The sequence below is a fragment of the Aureimonas sp. N4 genome (genome assembly GCF_001463925.1).
Lineage (GTDB): Bacteria > Pseudomonadota > Alphaproteobacteria > Rhizobiales > Rhizobiaceae > Aureimonas > Aureimonas ureilytica_A.
Map to the genome: position 1 here is coordinate 12,132 of NZ_BBWS01000030.1, position 14,129 is coordinate 26,260.

The window sequence follows — 14,129 nt, forward strand, 5'->3', positions numbered from 1 at the left end:
AAATCTAATCGGAGAAGCCGCCGCCTTCCAGAAACGCCTGTTCTTCCGATGTCGTCGCACGACCCAGAATGGTATTACGATGCGGGAAACGTCCAAAGCGCGCAACGATGTCCCGATGCTCCTCGGCATAGGGCACGTTCTCTTCCCCGATTTCCCCCATCCAGCGCACGCAGGCCTCCTGATCCTCCAGATTCTCCGAATGCATGAGCGGCAAGGCGAAGAACTGATTCACATCCTCGCCCACATGATAGTGATCGCCCCGCGCGAGCGCGGCCTTGGCCAGTTGCAGGGCCTTGGCATCCGTCTCGAAGGCGCGCGGCGTGCCGCGAAACATGTTGCGCGGGAATTGATCCAAGATCAGAACGAGGGCGAGCGCGCCGTTCGGCTCATCGGCCCAGCTGTCCAGCTCACCCGCGGCGGCGCGCTCATAGACATCGCCGAAGCGCTGGGCGATCGTCGCGTCCAGCTCGTCGTCGCGCGCGAACCAGCGCTCGGGGCCGAGGTCGCGCCAGAAATCGACGATGGTCTGCGGGTCGATCGAATAATCGCTCATCAAGATCGCTTCGGAGGTTGAGGGGAAGATGCCGTCGTCACGCTTAGATAGGAACGCTGCCTCGCCGAACAACGAGGGAATGGCCGAGGAGATGCTCGATCTTCGCGGCCTCAAATGCCCCCTGCCCGTCTTGCGCAGCCGCAAGGCGCTGGCCGCGCTACGGCCCGGCGCGACGCTCATCGTCTTGGCCGACGATCCGCTGGCCCCGCTCGATCTGGCGCATCTTTGCCGGAGCGAAGACCATGAAGGCGCGTCGCCAGAGCCCCTTGCCGGCGGCGGCTGGCGCTTTCATATCCGCAAGAGTGCCGCGCCCGCCTAGCGGTAGGAGCCCGGCCCGAGAGACAGCGGGTTGTCCAGAAGCGCGGCGCGGTCCGGCGCGTCGACGCGCGGCGCACCCGAGAAGGCCGCGAAGAGATCGCGCACCAGCCGCTCGTCCAGCCCATCCCCGATCAGGACGAGGCGCGAGCGCGGCGGCTCGCCGTCCGGCCAGGCCGGCAGACGCACGGGCGGATGAAGATAGGTCCGCACGCCATGCAGCACGAGCGGGCGCGCTTCGTCCTCGCGTAGGCGAACCACCGCCTTCATGCGCAGGAGCTTGTCGCCCTGGCGCATGAAGAGAAGGTCGAGAAAGGCTTCGAGATCGGAGGAGGCGATCGGCGCGTCATGCGTCAGCGAGAAGGAGGCGACACCGCCATGGGCATGGGGCCGGGCGTGGCTCGGATGGTCGCAAGGACCGCCATGCGCGTGGCCACATTCGTGATCATGATGATGGTCGCCGTGATGATGATCGTGCTCGCCCTCGCCCATCCAGCGGGCCAGATCGGCCTTGCGCGTCTCGGGGTCGATCAAGCCACACCCGAAGGCTTCCCCCACGCTCGAAAGAGCCGCGTCGCGGATCGGCGCGCGCGGGTTCAGCGCCCGAAGCTCCGCCTCAAGGCCCGCCCAGTCGGGCACCAGATCGGTCTTAGTGACGAGAAGGCGGTCGGCGCAGGCGACTTGGCGGCGCGCTTCCACGCGCTCGGCCAGAGAGGCCCGCCCGGTCACGGCGTCCACCATCGTCACCACGCCGTCCAGCGCGAAATGCTGGAGCAGAACGGGGTGGGCCATGAGCATGGCGAGGATCGGCGTCGGGTCGGCGAGCCCCGTCGTCTCGATGACGATGCGGCGGAAGGGGGCAAGGCGTCCCGTCTGAACCCTGTCCACCAGCTCGGCCAGCGTGTCCACCAGATCGCCGCGCACGGTGCAGCAGATGCAGCCATCGGCCAGCTCGATCACGCCGTCGCGCGCTGTCTCGACCAGAAGATGGTCGATACCGACTTCGCCGAACTCGTTGACGATCACGGCCGTATCGCGCGCTTCCGGCGCGCGCAGCAGGCGGTTCAGGAAGCTGGTCTTGCCCGCGCCCAGAAACCCCGTCAGCACCGTGACGGGAACGGGGGCCGAGGGTGAGAAGGCGCTCATCGGGTGCGCTCCGCCGTCACGCGATCTCCGAGGATGTCGGCGCCCGGCCGTGCCTCCGCCCGGCGCGCATCGAGCGCGCGCGTTTCGTCGGTTCCCGCCGCTTCGCTCGCCTGTGTCGGGCGCGGCGTCGGAATTGGGATGCCATAGGCCGCGATCATCGAGATGCCGGCGTCGAAGCCACGCCCCGCCGCTGCGCCGCCGAGCGCGACCGGCACGGTGGCCGGCGGCCGTGTCATTTCGGTCATATAGGGCGAGCCGAAGGTCTCGGTCCGCGTTTCCTCGCTTTCGCGCTCGTTGGCGCGCTGCGTGCGACCGGCGGCCGAGCAGACGGCGGCGCTGATGTCGGCCGGCGGCCCGTCGGAATGCGGCAGATCCTCCACCGTCTCGCGGATGGAGCGCGGATTGGTGTTGAAGCCGTTCTCGATCACCTCGGCGGCGAGCCGCTCGCGCACGATCGGGCCTTCCGCGCCCACGACGACGGCGACGATGGTGCGGTTGTCGCGCGTGGCGGAGGCGACGAGATTGAAGCCGGACGCGCAGATGTAGCCGGTCTTCATGCCGTCCGCGCCCTTGTAACGTCCCAGAAGCCCGTTGCCGTTCTTGATCAGAGCCTGGCCGGACGAGATGGCTTCGGTCGAGAAATAGTCCGTGAAGGCGGGAAACTGCCGGCGGATCGCAACGCCCAGAATGCCTAGATCCTTGGCGCTGGAATATTGACCGTCGCCCGGCAGGCCGTTGGGGTTGATGAAATGCGTGTCCTGCATCCCAAGGTCGGCGGCGGCGCGGTTCATCGCGCCCACGAACACTTCGGCCGAGCCGCCACCCAAGGATTGGGCGATCGCATAGGCCACGTCATTGGCCGACTTCACCAGCATCATGCGCAGCGCGGTGTCGAGGCGCATGACGGAGCCCGGCGGGAAACCCATCTTCGACGGAGCCTGGCGCGCGGCGTCGCGCGTCATCACAATGGGCGTGTCGAGCTGGACGGTGCCCTCTTCCAGCGCCTTCAGCGCGACATAGGCCGTCATCAGCTTGGTGGTGGAGGCCGGATACCAACGCTGCGTGGCATTGCTCTGCGACAGAACCTTGCCCGTCGCCACGTCGATGGCGATTGAATTGGCGGCCTCAACTGCCCCGGCAAGCGGCGCGGCCGCCATCAGGGCGGCCAGAACGAAACTCCGCAGCTGAGCCTTGGCCCGCATCCTCGTCCTCTCTTTCCGCTGAACCTGCGAAACGGAGCCTTCGAACCCCTTCGCACCTGCACCCGACTCATGGCAGGATAGGTCGAACGTTTTAAGAAGGTTCATTTGTCGCCATTCTATGGCATCCCCCGGAACTTCCCATGCCCGTTTCGCAGAGCCTCCGCCACGCCGCCTCCGATCTCGCCATCTGGCGGCAGACGCTCCACGCCATGCCCGAACTTCTCTACGAGGTCCATGACACGGCCGCCTTCGTGGCGCAGAAACTGCGCGAATTCGGCTGCGACGAGGTGGTGACGGGCATCGGGCGCACCGGCGTCGTCGGCATCGCGCATGGCAGCGCGCCGGGCCGCACCATTGCGCTGCGCGCCGACATGGACGCGCTGCCCATCGTGGAGGAAAGCGGCGTTCCCTACGCCTCGGTGCGCGCGGGCGCCATGCATGCCTGCGGCCATGACGGGCATATGACCATGCTGCTCGGCGCGGCGCGCGAACTATGCGCCGCGCGGCGCTTCGCCGGCACGGTCGTCTTCGTGTTTCAGCCGGCCGAGGAAGGCGGCGCGGGCGCGCGCGCCATGATCGAGGACGGGCTTCTGGAGCGCTTCGCGATCGACGAGGTCTACGGGATGCACAATCTGCCGGGCCTGCCGGTCGGGCAGTTCGCCATGCGTCCCGGCCCGATCATGGCGGCGACCGACGAATTCTGCGTCAAGCTCCACGGGCGGGGCGGCCACGCCGCCATTCCGCACCAGACCCTCGATCCGATCCTCGCCGGCTCGGCTCTGGTCCAGGCCCTGCAGCAGATCGTCTCGCGCAACACCGACCCCCTCGATTCGCTGGTCGTGTCGGTAACGCAGTTCCACGCGGGCTTCGCGCACAACGTCATTCCCGAAAGCGCCAGCGTCTCGGGCACGGTGCGCTCGCTGATGACGGCCACGCGCGATTTCGCCTGGGCCCGCATTCGCGAGATCGCGGACGGCATCGCCATGGCCCATGGCCTCACGGCGGAAAACATCTACTCGCCGAACTATCCGGTGACCGTGAACGACTTCGCCAAGGCGGCGTTCTGCGGCGACGTGGCCGCCGAACTGGTGGGAGAAGCAGCGGTCAATCGGGCTGTCGCGCCGCTGATGGGGGGCGAGGACTTTTCCTTCATGCTGGAACAGCGGCCGGGCGCTTTCGTCTTCATCGGCAATGGGCCAAGCGCCGGGCTGCATCATCCCCGCTACGATTTCGCAGACGCGGCCCTGCCCTTCGGCGCGGCCTATTGGGTGGCGCTCACGCAGAAGGCGCTACCGCTCCCGGCCTGACGCCGTGCCGACGAGAGATGCGCCCACGAAAAAGCCGGCTCTAGAGCCGGCTTTTTGATGAATGAAGGGAGCGTTCAGGCGATCAGCGACCGCCTTCGGGGTCCAGCGCCTCGATCAGCGCGCGCAGACGATGGCGCACTTCGATATCCGGGATACGGCCGAGCGCGATGGAGGATTGCAGCGTCTCACGGCTGGCCACGGGGCGCGAGACCTCGGTCTCGTCCAAGCCTTCGAAGAAGAACATCGGGCTGGTCTCGAAGGCCTTGGCGATGCGGTAGAGCGTGCTCGCGCTGATGCGGTTGGCGCCGGTCTCATATTTCTGGATCTGTTGATAGGTGACGCCGATGCGTCGGCCCAGCTCTTCCAGCGAGACGCGACGCGACGTCCGAATCAACCGGAGGCGCGCTCCCACTTGCACATCGATCGGATCGCGTTCGGCCTTCAACTCGGTAACTCCAGATTGCATATCGACCATCATTTTACTCCAACCTCGAACGCCTTGCACGATATGCGGGCAGCCTGCTGGTCAGAGGACAGAGACGGCATTCCACTCCCCTATGCCGTATTTGCCTTCCCACGTCGAATCTACCCAACCCATTCGTCCCGTAAGCTTGACGAATTTGTGATCAAAACCGAGGATTTTGCAACCCTTGCGCGCCAAAACGACTGCCGTAGCGTAAAGATACTTAATCGCTTCGTGATAACCGGAAGCTTCAAAAAAGCGAGAGTTGTCGTGGCAAGGGCGATGTGGTCATACGGCTACGGAGTTTGTCGTCATCGAGGCGTCCGCCAGGATGCCAGTCGAGCGCCGACACGAAGGGGCGGAACTTCGCGACCGAGCGTGACAACCGCGCGAGGTCATCCAGCCGAAGTTGCCGGTGGCGGCGCGAGGAGATGATCGCATCGACCGAGCGTGTTCCAAGACCGGGCACGCGCAGCAGCATCTCCCGCTCGGCCCGGTTGACATCCACCGGGAAACGGTCGCGGTTCTTGAGCGCCCAAGCCAACTTGGGGTCGATCTGGAGATCGAGCATACCGCCCTCGCCGCCCGAGACGATCTCGTCCCGCTCGAACCCATAGAAGCGCATCAGCCAGTCGGCCTGATAAAGGCGATGCTCCCGCATCAAAGGTGGCTTGCTCAAAGGCAAGCGGCTGGACGAATCGGGGATCGGTGAGAAAGCGGAGTAATAGACACGGCGCAGCCGATAGTTCCCGTAGAGATTTTCCGAGCGCGTCAGGATCGCCTCGTCATCCGCCCCATCGGCGCCGACGATCATCTGCGTCGATTGGCCGCCCGGCGCGAAACGAGGCGGTTTGATCCGGTCGCCCTTCTCGCCCTTGGCCTCGTCGATCTTCAGCCGGAGTTGGCCCATGGAGCGACGGATGTCGCGCGGCTTCTTTTCGGGCGCGAAGCTCTCTAGGGCCACATCGGTTGGCAGTTCGATATTGATCGACAGGCGGTCGGCGAAGAGGCCGGCCTCTTCGATCAGCTTGGGAGACGCGTCCGGGATGGTCTTCAGATGGATATAGCCTGCGAAATTCTCCTCCATGCGCAGCTTGCGTGCGATGCGCACCATCTCCTCCATCGTGTGGTCGGAGTTGCGGATGATGCCGGAGGAGAGAAACAGGCCCTCGATATAGTTGCGCCGATAGAAGGACATGGTGAGGCTGACCACCTCCTCCACCGTGAAGCGCGCGCGCGCGACATTGGAGGACGAGCGGTTCACGCAGTAGACGCAGTCGTAGATGCAAAAATTCGTCATGAGGATTTTCAGGAGCGAGATGCATCGCCCATCCGGAGCGTAGGCGTGACAGATGCCCGAGCCCTCGGTCGAGCCGATCCCGCCGGATTTCAGCGAGTCGCGCCGGGTCGAACCGCTGGACGCGCAGGATGCATCGTATTTCGCCGCGTCACTGAGGATCGCGAGCTTGTCCATCACACTCATCTTGGCCATTGAAACGATATAGCGTTCCTGCTCTGTTCCAGCCAGCCGATCTTCCGACTTTCCACCGCGGCGCGCTGTGACGCGGGGTCGCAGACCGTTCAGACGAGGTTCATAACCGTAAGTCTAACTTTCATTTCACCGCCCGCTGGAACGGTTGTTTCGCATCAGGCGTTCGCCCGATCTGACCCGCCGTTCGGCTGGCATGTTTCATGGGAGATTTTTCGTATGCGTCGATTCGCACAGGCCCTGATGGCCGTCGTGGTTCTGGGAACCGGAAGTGTGACATTCTCCGCCCCCGCCGAGGCTCAGAGCTTCCGCGAGCGCCAGCGCTTCGTCGAGCGCTTCTGCGCCCGCAACCCTGGCGCCCGCGATTGCCGGGAATACCGCCGCGATTACCGCCGCTGGGATGATCGTCGCTACAATCGCTGGTACCGTGACAATTACCGCGACCGTCGCGACAACACGGCCGCTGCCATCTTCGGCTTCGCGGCGGGCGCGGCGGCCGGTGCCGCCGCCGGCAGCGCCACTCGCGGCGCTGTGGTCACGCGCGATCAGGTTGCCCGTTGCGCCGCGCGCTACAAGACCTACGATCCGCGCACCAACACCTATGTCGCCAACAGCGCGGGCGAGCGCCGTATCTGCCGCCTCTGAGCGAATGAAATCTTGGACAGGAAGGGGCCGGCGCGCGCTGGCCCCTTTTCTTTTGCCAGGACGCGAACAAATGAAAAAGTGATATTCAGCCGTCGTTCAGGATGAGGACGCTACACAGGATGGCAAGACAGCCGCTTCGCCATCCCGGAGACTCCGGGGAGCCTGAAGGGCGGCGCATCCGTCGCTCTGGAGTTCGCCATTATGCGCATTCTTCTTGCCGTTCTTACTGCCTGCACCTTGGCCACCAGCCTCGGCACCGCGCAGGCCCAAGCTTGGGACAACGGGCCGGGCTATATTGGGGCGCCGCCTCCTCCCCCGCCGCCGCCCGGCTACTATCCCGCGCCGCGCCGCCACCATCATGACCGGATCAATGCCGGCGACGCGCTTCTGGGCGGTGCCATCGGTCTGGCAGCCGGCGCGCTTCTGGGCTCGGCCCTGTCGCAGCCGCAGGCAGCGCCTCAGCCTCGCTACTATGCGCCGCAGCAGCCGACCTATTCCGGGCCGGCCTATGGCGTGGCCCCGCCGAGCTACGAAGACACGGTGCCCGCCCGCCCCGTGTATCGCGGCCCACGCCAGGCCCGCTATTACGACGATTACGGCACCAATACGCGCCAGGCCCATGTGGATGCCTGTTTCGATCGATATCGCTCCTACGACGCGCGCACCGACACCTATATCGGCAATGACGGATACCGCCATCGCTGCAACATCTGGTAGCCGCATCCCTCATGCTCAAAGCGCCCGGCTCATCACCGGGCGCTTTCTATTACGTCCCTCGCTCGACGGCTTCAGCGCGCCTTGCGCACCGCCCGCTTGGTGACGACGGGCACCAGCGCCGCACGGTATTCCGACGAGCCGTGCAGATCGCCGATCATGTCGCCCTCCGGCATGCTCAAGCCATCCAGCGCTTCCGGCTCGAAACGGGCCGACAGGGCCGCTTCCGCTTCGTGCCAGCGGAAGGCCCCGTTGGAGCCCGCGCCGGTCACCGCGACGCGAACATCGCCGCCGCGCTTGGCGACATAGACGCCGCACATGGCATAGCGCGAGGCCGGGTTGCGGAACTTCTCGTAGGCCGAGGCATCCGGCGCTTCGAACCGCACGCCCTTGACGATCTCGCCGTCACCCAGCGCCGTCTCGAACAGGCCGAGGAAGAAGTCGTCGGCGGCATATTTGCCCCGATCGGTTTCGATCGTGCCGTTCAGCGCGAGAAGCGCGGCGGGATAATCGGCCGCCGGGTCGAAATTGGCGCAGACGCCGCCGATCGTGCCCATATGGCGCACGGCCGGGTCGCCGATCAGTTGCGCGAGTTCCGTGAAACCGGGTGCCACGGCCTCGATCGCGGCCGAGTTCGCCACCTCGAAATGCGTGACGCCGCCGCCGATGCGCACGCTTCGGCCCTCGACCGTGATGCCTTTCATCTCCGGAACATGGCGCAGGTCGATCAGGGCTGAGGGCGCGGCGAGCCGCGCCTTCATGGTCGGGATCAGCGTCATGCCACCGCCGAGGAATTTCGCCTCCTCGCCGGATTGCGAGAGAAGCTGAGCGGCTTCGCTGAGCGAGGTCGCGCGATGATACTGGGTCTCGTACATGGCTCTTCCTCCCTTCAGTTCGCCGCCTGGGCCGAGCGCAGCGCGCGCCAGACCTTCTCGGGCGTTGCGGGCATCGACAGATCATTGGTGCCGATCGCGTCGGTGATGGCGTTGATGACGGCCGGCGGCGAGCCGATCGCCCCCGCCTCGCCGCACCCCTTGATCCCCAGCGGATTGGTGGTGCAGGGCGTTTCGTTGGTCAGCACCTCGAACATGGGCAGATCCCAGGCGCGGGGCATGGCGTAGTCATTGTAGCTGGCGGTCACGAGCTGGCCGGATTCGTCATAGTGAACCCCTTCCAGAAGCGCCTGCCCGATGCCCTGCGCCAAGCCGCCATGCACCTGCCCCTCGACGATCATCGGGTTGACGATGCGCCCGAAATCGTCGGCGGCCACGAATTGCACGATCTCAACCTTGCCGGTCTCGGCATCCACCTCGACTTCGCAGATGTAGCAGCCGGCCGGGAAGGTGAAGTTCTGCGGATCGTAAAAGGCCCCTTCCTTCAATCCCGGCTCCATTCCGTCCGGTAGGTTGTGGCCGGTATAGGCACCGAGCGCGACCTCGTGCCAGGCGAGCTTGCGATCGGTGCCCGCGACCTTCACCTCGCCATTCTCGATCACGATGTCGTCGTCGGAGGCTTCGAGAAGATGGGCCGCGATGCGCTTGGCCTTGACCTCCACCTTGTCCAGCGCCTTGGCAATGGCCGACATGCCGACCGCGCCGGACCGCGAGCCGTAGGTGCCCATGCCGAACTGCACCTTGTCGGTGTCGCCATGGATGACCTGCACATTGTCCACCGGCAGACCGAAACGCTCGGCGACAAGCTGCGCGAAGGTGGTCTCATGGCCCTGGCCGTGGCTGTGCGAGCCCGTCAGGATTTCGATCGTGCCGACCGGATTGACGCGCACCTCGGCGGATTCCCACAGGCCGACGCCCGCGCCGAGCGAGCCGACCGCCTTGGACGGCGCGATACCGCAGGCCTCGATATAGCAGCTATAGCCGAGCCCGCGCAGCTTGCCCTGCGTCTTGGCCTCGGCGCGCCGGGCCTCGAAACCGGCCACGTCCGCCGCCTTCATCGCGGCGTCCAGCGTCGCGGGAAAGTCGCCGGTGTCGTAGTTCATGATGACGGGCGTTTGATGCGGGAAGGACTGGATGAAGTTCTTCCGGCGGAAGGCGTCCGGCGAGAGGCCCAGCTCGCGAGCGGCCGTCTCCATGGTGCGCTCGATCACATAGGTCGCCTCCGGCCGCCCCGCCCCGCGATAGGCATCGACCGGCACGGTGTTGGTGTAGACCGCCTTCACATTCGCGTAGATCGCGGGGATGTCGTACTGGCCCGAGAGAAGCGTCGCGTAGAGATAGGTCGGAGTCGCCGACGAGAAGAGCGACATGTAGGCGCCGAGATTGGCCACCGTCTCGACCCGCAGGCCCAGAATCTTGTGGTCGGCATCCAGCGCCATTTCGACATGGGTGTGATGGTCGCGCCCATGCGCGTCGGTCAGGAAGGCTTCGGAGCGATCGGACGTCCATTTCACCGGAACGCCGGTGCGCTTCGAGGCCCAGAGACAGACGATCTCTTCGGGGTAGATATAGATCTTGGAGCCGAAACCGCCGCCGACATCGGGCGCGATGACGCGCAGCTTGTGCTCGGGCGCGACATTGTAGAAGGCGCTCATCACGAGCCGCGCCACATGCGGGTTCTGCGAGGTCGTCCAGACCGTGTAGTGATCATCCGCCGGATCGTAGACGCCGAGTGCCGCGCGCGGCTCCATCGCGTTCGGCACGAGACGGTTGTTCACGATGTCGAGCCGCGTCACATGGGCGGCGCGCGAGAAGGCTTCGTCGGTCGCGCGCGCGTCGCCCAACTCCCAGTCGAAGCAGAGATTGCCGGGGGCTTCGGGATGGATTTCGGGCGCGCCGGCTTCCAGCGCCGCCGGGCCTTCCACCACGGCGTCGAGCAGTTCGTAATCGACCTCGACGGCTTCCGCCGCGTCGCGCGCCTGAAGCTTGGAGTCGGCGACGACCACCGCCACCGCCTGCCCGACATGGCGCACGGTCCCGACCGCCAGCGCCGGCCATTCGCCCATCTTCATGGGCGAACCGTCCTTGGACGTGACGGCCCATCCGCAGATGAGATTGCCGATCCCGTCGGCCTTCAGCTGGTCGCCCGACAGGATGTCGATCACGCCGGGCATCTCGCGCGCGGCGGACGCGTCGATCCCCTTGATGCGCGCGTGGGCATGGGGCGAGCGCACAAAAGCGGCGAATTTCATGCCGGGCACCACCATGTCGTCGGTGTAGCGCCCGCGCCCGGTGATGAAGCGTCGGTCCTCCTTGCGCAGAACCCGCGCGCCGAAACCTTCGATACCCATGGAATCCATCCTCCCGAATTGCCTCGGGGCCGGCGGGCTGCGCGTCAGCGCGGCGCATCGCGGGCGCCCGTAAAATGCTTGGCTCTGTATGGCGGCGGCCCCGGCCGGGGCCGGGCGGCCTATTCGGCGGCGACGCGCCGATCGGCAGCGGGCGCGCGCATGGCCTCGGCCGCCGAAAGGATCGCCTTCACGATATTGTGGTAGCCGGTGCAGCGGCAGATATTGCCGTCCAGCTCGTCGCGCACCGTCTTCTCGTCGAGAACGCCGTCATGACGACGGATCATGTCCACGGCGGTCATGATCATTCCGGGCGTGCAATAGCCACACTGGAGCCCGTGATGCTCGCGGAAGGCGGCCTGGACGGGATGCAGGTCCTGTCCGCTGGCGATGCCCTCGATCGTCGTGATCGTGCTGCCGTTGGCTTGCGCGGCCAGCATGGTGCAGGACTTCACGGCCTGCCCGTCCACATGCACGACGCAAGCGCCGCATTGCGACGTGTCGCAGCCGACATGGGTGCCCGTGAGCCCGACCGTCTCGCGCAGGAACTGCACGAGAAGCACACGCCCCTCCGCCTGCCCGCTCACCTTGCGACCATTCACCACGACAGAAATTTCGGCCATTCGTTCCTCCCGAAACCATCACCCGAAACGAAGCGCAGCAGCCTCTGCGCAGCCGGCGCGCGTTCGATCTCCTCGTGAGGTTTCGTCGCGCTGTTCTCGGCCTCTCGGCTGAGCGGAGACTGCTACGGCGCGGCGCGGTCGGCAAGCGATTTCTGGAACCATTCCAGAGGCATTCTCCGCCTCATGCGACGATCGGCCTCACTGTCGGACGAGGTGTTAAGGCGCGTGAGTTCAAGGCGTTAAGAATGTGTGGCGCAAGTCCCACAAAAGCTTCGGGGAATCTCCCGCGCTCGCCCGCTCGCGGTTGTTATTTCCGGCGAGACCGGCATTTTGAAGAGCAAGCTCGGGGGAGCGCAGGCCTAGCCAGGGCCTGCGCGGCGATCATGACTGCGACGGCGCTCCGCGCCCTCTCGGCCATTCGGCTCCCGATACCGAGACGTCCGGCCAAGAGAGCGTTCCGCGTTGATGTCAGGATTGAAGCGTTGGGCCGGTACGGCCTTCGGCCTGCCCGCTCTGGCCCTCGGCCTCGGCCTGACCGGGCTGGAGCCCGCCCAAGCGCTGCCGAAATTTCTCGATCCGTTCAACCTCTTCGGCAGCCGGGACGAGGAAGACACGAGCGACCTCCCCGACCCCGTGCGCTACACCGCGACGCTGACGGTCACGCCCGATGCCGATGATCTGCAAAAGGTGTTGACCAAAGCCTCCTCGCTGGTCGCCGACGAAAAGGAAGCCGTGTCGGGCTCGCTCGGGCTGCTCGCCAAGGCGCGCAACGACCGCCGCCGGCTGGTCGCGACGCTCTACGAGAACTCGCGCTATGACGGGCTCGTCACGATCCGCATCGAGGGGCGCGACATCGCGACCCTCGCGCCCGACGCGAGTTTCGACACGTCCAAACCTGTCCCGGTCGAGATCACTGTTCAACCCGGCCCTCTCTTCACGCTCGGCACCGTGCGCATCACCGCCAATGGCGTGCCGGTGGACCCCGCGCCCTATGATCTGACGGCCGGAGCCTCGGCCGATTCGACCCGCATTCTGGCGTCCGAAGCGCGGCTTCTGGAAGATTTGCGTAACGAGGGCCGGCCCTTCGTCGCGGTGACCAACCGCAATATCGTCGCCGACAGCGCCACCGATCGCATCGATATCGACCTGACCGTCTCGCCCGGCCCGCCGGTTCCCTTCGGCCAGACCTATGTCACCGGCACGGATCGCATGGAGCCGGGCTTCGTGGCTTTCATGGCCGGCATCGAGCCGGGCTCGACCTTTTCCACCAAGACGCTGGAGAAGGCGCGCAAGCGTCTGGTCGATCTCGGCGTCTTCTCCACTGCCTCGGTGAAGGCCGGGGACGCGCAGGTCGCGGACGGCACGCTGCCCGTTCAGGTGACGGTGGCCGAGCGCAAGCGCCATGTCTTCGGCGCGGGGGCCACCTTCTCCAACACCGAAGGCGGCGGCGCGAACGTCTATTGGGAAGACCGCAACCTGTTCGGCCGGGCCGAAAGCCTGCGCCTCGAAGGCGCGGTCTCGCGCATCGGCGCGGAGACGATCAGCACCACGGGCCGCGAACTCGACGGGTTCGACTACAAGGCCTCGGCGACCTTCAAGAAGCCCGGCGTTCTCGGTCCCGACTCCGTCTATATCGGCTCGCTCACGGCGCTGACCGAGCAGCCGCTCGCCTATGACCGCACCTCCGTCGCCGTGTCGAACGGGGTCGAATATTCGATCGACGATCAGCAGCGCCTCAGCGTCGCGGTGACGGCCGAGTACGAGACGATCACCGACTATCTGCGAACCGACGACGAGTTCATCCTCGCCTCCGTGCCCGTGACCTATACGTTCGACGGGCGCGACAACAAGCTGAACCCGACCAAGGGCTTCTACGCCTCGCTCATGGCCGAGCCGACCTATGAGTTCAACAATTCGGTGCCCTTCGTAAAGGCGCGCGCCGACGCCTCGGCCTATCTGTCCTTCGACGAGGAAAGCCGCTTCGTGCTCGCCGGGCGCGTGGGCTACGGCATCGTGGCGGGCGCCGATCTTCAGGACGTGCCGAACGACCGGCGCTTCTATGCCGGCGGCGGCGGCTCGGTGCGCGGCTATGTGTTTCAGTCCATTGGCCCCTATTATCCGAGCTTCGCGCTTCCCGGCACCAATCGGCGCTTCGTGGACACGCCGATCGGTGGGCTCTCGGTGTTCGAGGCGTCAGCCGAGCTGCGCTTCAAGGTGACGGACAATATCCAGATCGTGCCCTTCGTGGATGTCGGCACGGTGGGCGACGATTTCGCGCCTGACTTCAGCAATCTCAAGATCGGTGCGGGCGTCGGCGCGCGCTACATGACGAGCTTCGGCCCGATCCGCGTCGATGTCGGCGTGCCGCTCGACCCCGGCCGGCGCGATAGCGACTTCCAGATCTATGCCGGCATCGGGCAGGCCTTCTGAT

13 protein-coding genes are annotated in these 14,129 nt (G+C 65.8%); 5 read left to right on the forward strand and 8 right to left on the reverse strand.

Features of this window, described 5'->3' with window-relative positions; genetic code table 11:
• Window positions 1-4 precede the first annotated feature (4 nt).
• On the reverse strand, window positions 5-553 hold the full coding sequence (locus AUL28_RS09300; RefSeq protein ID WP_062232036.1) for a DUF924 family protein: 549 nt from the start codon (window positions 551-553) through the stop codon (window positions 5-7).
• A 91-nt stretch (window positions 554-644) separates the two neighbouring features.
• Here AUL28_RS09300 and AUL28_RS09305 point away from each other — a divergent pair, with 91 nt between their 5' ends.
• Window positions 645-872 carry a sulfurtransferase TusA family protein gene (locus tag AUL28_RS09305; RefSeq protein ID WP_244493468.1) on the forward strand — a complete coding sequence of 76 codons (228 nt, stop codon included), beginning with the start codon at window positions 645-647 and terminating at the stop codon, window positions 870-872.
• Here the strand turns inward: AUL28_RS09305 and AUL28_RS09310 are convergent.
• On the reverse strand, window positions 869-2,014 hold the full coding sequence (locus tag AUL28_RS09310) for a CobW family GTP-binding protein (protein ID WP_062231886.1): 1,146 nt from the start codon (window positions 2,012-2,014) through the stop codon (window positions 869-871). The two genes, AUL28_RS09305 and AUL28_RS09310, sit on opposite strands and share 4 nt — an antisense overlap.
• Window positions 2,011-3,216 (reverse strand): D-alanyl-D-alanine carboxypeptidase family protein, encoded by a 1,206-nt coding sequence (locus AUL28_RS09315; RefSeq protein ID WP_062231888.1) that lies wholly within the window; start codon window positions 3,214-3,216, stop codon window positions 2,011-2,013. Before AUL28_RS09315 ends, AUL28_RS09310 begins: the two co-directional genes overlap by 4 nt.
• Window positions 3,217-3,356: 140 nt before the next feature.
• Between AUL28_RS09315 and AUL28_RS09320 the strand changes: the two genes are divergently transcribed.
• Window positions 3,357-4,523 carry a M20 aminoacylase family protein gene (locus tag AUL28_RS09320; RefSeq protein ID WP_062231890.1) on the forward strand — a complete coding sequence of 389 codons (1,167 nt, stop codon included), beginning with the start codon at window positions 3,357-3,359 and terminating at the stop codon, window positions 4,521-4,523.
• A gap of 82 nt (window positions 4,524-4,605) precedes the next feature.
• On the opposite strand, the gene AUL28_RS09325 is transcribed toward AUL28_RS09320, so the two are convergent.
• Together AUL28_RS09325 and AUL28_RS09330 are read right to left on the reverse strand one after the other, a co-directional pair.
• Window positions 4,606-4,989, reverse strand: a complete 384-nt coding sequence (locus AUL28_RS09325; protein ID WP_192843428.1) for a helix-turn-helix domain-containing protein — start codon at window positions 4,987-4,989, stop codon at window positions 4,606-4,608.
• 247 nt (window positions 4,990-5,236) lie between these two features.
• Window positions 5,237-6,478, reverse strand: a complete 1,242-nt coding sequence (locus AUL28_RS09330; RefSeq protein WP_082640365.1) for a putative DNA modification/repair radical SAM protein — start codon at window positions 6,476-6,478, stop codon at window positions 5,237-5,239.
• Between the two features lie 216 nt (window positions 6,479-6,694).
• Between AUL28_RS09330 and AUL28_RS09335 the strand changes: the two genes are divergently transcribed.
• Complete coding sequence (locus AUL28_RS09335) at window positions 6,695-7,120, forward strand: BA14K family protein (protein ID WP_062217812.1); 426 nt, start codon at window positions 6,695-6,697, stop codon at window positions 7,118-7,120.
• A gap of 201 nt (window positions 7,121-7,321) precedes the next feature.
• Window positions 7,322-7,837 (forward strand): BA14K family protein, encoded by a 516-nt coding sequence (locus tag AUL28_RS09340; RefSeq protein WP_062217815.1) that lies wholly within the window; start codon window positions 7,322-7,324, stop codon window positions 7,835-7,837.
• A 71-nt stretch (window positions 7,838-7,908) separates the two neighbouring features.
• Here AUL28_RS09340 and AUL28_RS09345 read toward each other — a convergent pair whose 3' ends face one another.
• From AUL28_RS09345 to AUL28_RS09355, 3 genes are all read right to left on the reverse strand, one after another.
• Window positions 7,909-8,709 carry an FAD binding domain-containing protein gene (locus AUL28_RS09345; protein ID WP_062217818.1) on the reverse strand — a complete coding sequence of 267 codons (801 nt, stop codon included), beginning with the start codon at window positions 8,707-8,709 and terminating at the stop codon, window positions 7,909-7,911.
• 14 nt (window positions 8,710-8,723) lie between these two features.
• The gene (locus AUL28_RS09350; RefSeq protein ID WP_058633368.1) at window positions 8,724-11,078 is read right to left on the reverse strand and encodes a xanthine dehydrogenase family protein molybdopterin-binding subunit; all 2,355 of its coding nucleotides are present in this window, start codon (window positions 11,076-11,078) and stop codon (window positions 8,724-8,726) included.
• A gap of 119 nt (window positions 11,079-11,197) precedes the next feature.
• Window positions 11,198-11,698, reverse strand: coding sequence for a (2Fe-2S)-binding protein (locus AUL28_RS09355; RefSeq protein ID WP_062231891.1), 501 nt, complete (start codon window positions 11,696-11,698; stop codon window positions 11,198-11,200).
• A gap of 465 nt (window positions 11,699-12,163) precedes the next feature.
• Here AUL28_RS09355 and AUL28_RS09360 point away from each other — a divergent pair, with 465 nt between their 5' ends.
• A complete protein-coding gene (locus tag AUL28_RS09360; protein WP_244493469.1) occupies window positions 12,164-14,128 on the forward strand; it encodes an autotransporter assembly complex protein TamA in 1,965 nt (654 codons plus the stop codon).
• Window position 14,129: the final 1 nt, after the last annotated feature.

Bases quoted from the DNA above. Each gene is read 5' to 3' on its own strand.
- AUL28_RS09300 (WP_062232036.1), bottom strand. From the start codon at position 553: ATGAGCGATTATTCGATCGACCCGCAGACCATCGTCGATTTCTGGCGC.
- AUL28_RS09305 (WP_244493468.1), top strand. From the start codon at position 645: ATGCTCGATCTTCGCGGCCTCAAATGCCCCCTGCCCGTCTTGCGCAGC.
- AUL28_RS09310 (WP_062231886.1), bottom strand. From the start codon at position 2,014: ATGAGCGCCTTCTCACCCTCGGCCCCCGTTCCCGTCACGGTGCTGACG.
- AUL28_RS09315 (WP_062231888.1), bottom strand. From the start codon at position 3,216: ATGCGGGCCAAGGCTCAGCTGCGGAGTTTCGTTCTGGCCGCCCTGATG.
- AUL28_RS09320 (WP_062231890.1), top strand. From the start codon at position 3,357: ATGCCCGTTTCGCAGAGCCTCCGCCACGCCGCCTCCGATCTCGCCATC.
- AUL28_RS09325 (WP_192843428.1), bottom strand. From the start codon at position 4,989: ATGCAATCTGGAGTTACCGAGTTGAAGGCCGAACGCGATCCGATCGAT.
- AUL28_RS09330 (WP_082640365.1), bottom strand. From the start codon at position 6,478: ATGGCCAAGATGAGTGTGATGGACAAGCTCGCGATCCTCAGTGACGCG.
- AUL28_RS09335 (WP_062217812.1), top strand. From the start codon at position 6,695: ATGCGTCGATTCGCACAGGCCCTGATGGCCGTCGTGGTTCTGGGAACC.
- AUL28_RS09340 (WP_062217815.1), top strand. From the start codon at position 7,322: ATGCGCATTCTTCTTGCCGTTCTTACTGCCTGCACCTTGGCCACCAGC.
- AUL28_RS09345 (WP_062217818.1), bottom strand. From the start codon at position 8,709: ATGTACGAGACCCAGTATCATCGCGCGACCTCGCTCAGCGAAGCCGCT.
- AUL28_RS09350 (WP_058633368.1), bottom strand. From the start codon at position 11,078: ATGGGTATCGAAGGTTTCGGCGCGCGGGTTCTGCGCAAGGAGGACCGA.
- AUL28_RS09355 (WP_062231891.1), bottom strand. From the start codon at position 11,698: ATGGCCGAAATTTCTGTCGTGGTGAATGGTCGCAAGGTGAGCGGGCAG.
- AUL28_RS09360 (WP_244493469.1), top strand. From the start codon at position 12,164: ATGTCAGGATTGAAGCGTTGGGCCGGTACGGCCTTCGGCCTGCCCGCT.